Raw genomic sequence first — 3,656 nt, 5'->3', positions numbered from 1 at the left:
GCCTGTCCAGGCGGCGCTGCATGACCTCGGCCAGTTGGCTGTGGCGATCGTCCGGCAGGTGCAGCACGCACAATACCGGGATGGCGATGCCTTCGAATTCTTCTCCGACAAGGGCTTGGCCCGGATCATGGCCCGCGGCGACGTGCCGCCACCGTTCGACACACCATGCCCGTTCTATGCCCTGCTGGAGTTCGAGGCCAGCAACGAGGATATTGCCAACGAAGCATTGGCCACCTTCGAGCATTGCGTAGAGCAAGGCTGGGTGCTCGATGGGGTGATGAGCCAAAGCGAAACCCAGCTGAAGAACCTGTGGAAGCTGCGCGAGTACTTGTCCGAAACCATTTCCCACTGGACGCCCTACAAGAACGACATCTCCGTCACCGTCTCCAAGGTGCCGGCGTTCCTGCGCGATATCGATGCCGTGGTCAACGCCCACTACCCGGACTACGAAGTGGTCTGGTATGGCCATATCGGCGACGGCAACCTGCACCTGAACATCCTCAAGCCCGAGCACATGGGCAAGGATGAATTCTTCGCCTCGTGCACCAAGGTCAACAAGTGGGTGTTCGAGATCGTCGAGCGCTACAACGGCTCGATCTCCGCCGAGCATGGCGTGGGCATGACCAAGCGCGACTACCTGGGCTACAGCCGCTCGCCAGATGAAATCGCCTGCATGAAGGCGATAAAGGCCGTGTTCGATCCGAACGGCATCATGAATCCGGGTAAGATCTTCGCACCTGAATAAGCCAAGCAGTCCCCAGAGGAGTCGGCCTTATGAGTTACCAGCACCAGTACGTAGACGGCACGCGCATCCACTTCCCGATGGGCAAGGTGGTGTGCATCGGCCGTAACTATGCCGAGCACGCCAAGGAACTGGACAACCCTATTCCCAGCGAGCCGCTGCTGTTCATCAAGCCGGGTAGCTGCGTGGTGCCCCTGGAAGGCGGCTTCAAGATTCCGACCGAGCGTGGTTCGGTGCACTACGAGGCGGAAATCGCCGTGCTGTTGGGCAAGCCGCTGTCGACCAAGCCGACCGAGGAAGAGGTACTCGACGCCATTTCCGGTTACGCCCCGGCATTGGACCTGACCCTGCGCGAGGTGCAGGCCAAGCTCAAGGAGAAGGGCCTGCCGTGGGAGCTGGCCAAAAGCTTCGATGGCGCCTGCGTACTGCCGCCGTTCGTCAGCGCTGCCACCTTCGAAGACCTGACCGACATTCCGGTGCGCCTGACCGTCAACGGTGAAGTGCGCCAGGACGGCAGCAGCGCCATGATGCTCAACCCGATCGTGCCGATCATCCAGCACATCGCCGCGCACTTCTCCCTGCAACCGGGCGACGTGATTCTCACCGGCACGCCAGCCGGTGTCGGCCCCTTCAACGTGGGCGACGAGCTGGTGCTGGAGCTGCCGGGCGCAAGCCGTTTCGAAAGCCGCGTGCTGTAAACCGTGGAGGTGGCGGCCTATGCCGCCACCTTTGCAACGTCTTGGCGTTTTTTTCACATGTGATGCGGATAATGGCGCCACAACGTTATCTGCCGTAGTCATGGATCACTCGGCACGCCGAGGATTCTTCATGGCTTTTCCGTCTGCTGGCTACCTTCCTTCCCCGTCCAGGAAACGACGAACGCTGTTGCCCTGGCTGGCCCTGGGGCTCGTGGCCGCCTACGGCTTGTCGGTGATCATGCACTGGGACGACCGCGCCCAGCTGTGGGTCAAGGAGCGTTTCGAGAGCTCCGCCGAGCGTGTGAGCAGCACCTGGTTGCCGGATTACGTGGTGGACATCGACGCCAAGGTGATGCCGGGCGTCGGCGACGCTGAAGCCTCTGACCTGACCTTCAACCCGAAGACCCGCACCTTGTTCACGGTGACGGGCAGGCACCCGTTCCTGGTCGAGTTGAGCCTGGAGGGCGATGTGCTGCGCAAGATACCGCTGGTCGGCTGGTCCAACCCGGAAGGCGTCGCCATGTTGGAAAACGGGCAGATGGCGATCGTTGACGAACGTACGCACCTGCTAACCCTGATAAAGGTCGACGCCAGCACCCGTTCCCTGAACCACGCAGACTTCAAGAGCTTCGACCTGGGCGAGTCGGCTGACGACAACAAAGGTTTCGAAGGGATCGCCTGGGACCCCAAGCGCCAGCAACTGGTGCTCGGTGAGGAACGCCCGGCCCGGTTGTTCACCTGGCGCACCGATGGCCGAGGCCCGCTCACCGGCGACAAGCAGGCGCTGCCCAACAATGCGCTGGACGTGCGCAACCTGTCTGGCCTGACCATCGACCCGCGTACCGGCCACCTGCTGGTGCTGTCGGCTGACTCCAACCTGCTGCTGGAGCTGAACGAGCGTGGCGAGCAGGTCAGCTTCATGACCCTGCTCGGCGGCTTCAATGGCCTTGCCAATCGAGTGCCCAGGGCCGAGGGCGTGGCGATGGACGACAAAGGCAACCTCTACGTCGTGAGCGAACCTGACCTGTTCTATCGCTTCAAGAAGCAGTAAACCGCTCTATTGCGGTGTTTTCCTGCGATGTGTGGATTGAAACCAACTGAAATAGTGGCATTAAGCTTTACTTCAGCTGTTCGTGATTAGATTCGTCACCCTCTTGCCGAGTCTGTCCCATGCGCCGTTACCTTCGCCTGCCATTTCTGCTGCTTGTCCTTGGTCTTTCCACGCTGCTCGTGCTCGGCGTGGCTGGCCAGCAGTTCCGCCTGTTCGAACGTGGCTGGTTCAACCTCAAGACCTGGTGGCAGCCCTCCGAGCAGAGCATTGGCCTGGACCGCTACCAGGTGGTGATCGAGGCTCAGCCCATCGAAGGCCTGGACGATGACCTCTCGGCGCTGACCTACGACCCCGACCGCAAGACCCTGTTTACCGTCACCAATGCCCGCTCCGAGCTGATCGAACTGTCGCTGGATGGCCGCATCCTGCGTCGCGTGCCGCTGACCGGCTTCGGCGACCCGGAGGCGGTGGAGTACATCGGGCCGAACAGCTACGTGATCACCGACGAACGCCAGCAACGGCTGATTCGCGTGCGCCTGGACGACGACACGCTGTTCCTCGATGCCAACGATGCCGAGCAGCTCACCCTCGGCATTGGTCTGAACGGCAACAAAGGGTTTGAGGGCCTGGCCTACGACTCGAAGGGTAACCGCCTGTTCGTGGCCAAGGAGCGCGACCCGATGATGATCTACGAGGTGCACGGTTTCCCCCACCAGAACCCCGAGCAGCCCTATGCGGTGCACGTGGTGCAGGACCGCAAGCGTGATTCGAGGTTGTTCGTGCGTGACCTGTCGAGCCTGCAATTCGACGAGCGCAGCGGGCACCTGCTGGCGTTGTCGGATGAGTCGAGGCTGGTGGTAGAGCTGGATGCGAAGGGCAAGCCGCTGAACACCATGTCGTTGCGCAAAGGCTTCCAGGGCTTGAAGCAGAGCGTGCCGCAGGCGGAGGGGATCGCCATGGATGATGCCGGCACCATCTATTTGGTGAGTGAGCCGAACCTGTTCTACGTGTTCAAGTTGCCGGCTGAATAGCTGAACTCACGGGCCCTATCGCGGGGCAAGCCCGCTCCCACAGGTACCCCGCCGCATTCAAGATCGGGGGGGGCGCGGGGGGAGCGGGGGTGGCCCCCGGGTGCGGCGAGGCGGCGTGTTAGGGCGGAGCGGGA

4 protein-coding genes are annotated in these 3,656 nt (G+C 62.0%); all 4 read left to right on the top strand.

The genetic code is table 11. The features are described from left to right. Window positions 1–745: FAD-linked oxidase C-terminal domain-containing protein (locus tag ACQKPE_RS25960; protein WP_427669559.1), on the top strand; the 745-nt coding region annotated here is incomplete at its 5' end. A gap of 29 nt (window positions 746–774) precedes the next feature. Continuing rightward, window positions 775–1,440: a fumarylacetoacetate hydrolase family protein gene (locus tag ACQKPE_RS25955; protein ID WP_427669558.1), complete on the top strand. Its 666-nt coding sequence runs from the start codon at window positions 775–777 to the stop codon at window positions 1,438–1,440. A gap of 130 nt (window positions 1,441–1,570) precedes the next feature. Continuing rightward, the gene (locus ACQKPE_RS25950; protein ID WP_427669557.1) at window positions 1,571–2,491 is read left to right on the top strand and encodes an SdiA-regulated domain-containing protein; all 921 of its coding nucleotides are present in this window, start codon (window positions 1,571–1,573) and stop codon (window positions 2,489–2,491) included. Between the two features lie 119 nt (window positions 2,492–2,610). Next, window positions 2,611–3,522 carry an SdiA-regulated domain-containing protein gene (locus tag ACQKPE_RS25945; protein WP_427669556.1) on the top strand — a complete coding sequence of 304 codons (912 nt, stop codon included), beginning with the start codon at window positions 2,611–2,613 and terminating at the stop codon, window positions 3,520–3,522. Window positions 3,523–3,656 lie beyond the last annotated feature (134 nt).

The sequence above is a fragment of the Pseudomonas sp. NPDC089554 genome (genome assembly GCF_050280645.1).
Taxonomy (GTDB): domain Bacteria; phylum Pseudomonadota; class Gammaproteobacteria; order Pseudomonadales; family Pseudomonadaceae; genus Aquipseudomonas.
Note: the sequence above shows the minus strand (reverse complement) of the source record. Positions and strands in the feature narration are given on the sequence as shown.

What these genes read in the sequence shown, in the direction of transcription:
- ACQKPE_RS25955 (WP_427669558.1), top strand. Translation starts at nt 775, where the DNA reads ATGAGTTACCAGCACCAGTACGTAGACGGCACGCGCATCCACTTCCCG.
- ACQKPE_RS25950 (WP_427669557.1), top strand. Translation starts at nt 1,571, where the DNA reads ATGGCTTTTCCGTCTGCTGGCTACCTTCCTTCCCCGTCCAGGAAACGA.
- ACQKPE_RS25945 (WP_427669556.1), top strand. Translation starts at nt 2,611, where the DNA reads ATGCGCCGTTACCTTCGCCTGCCATTTCTGCTGCTTGTCCTTGGTCTT.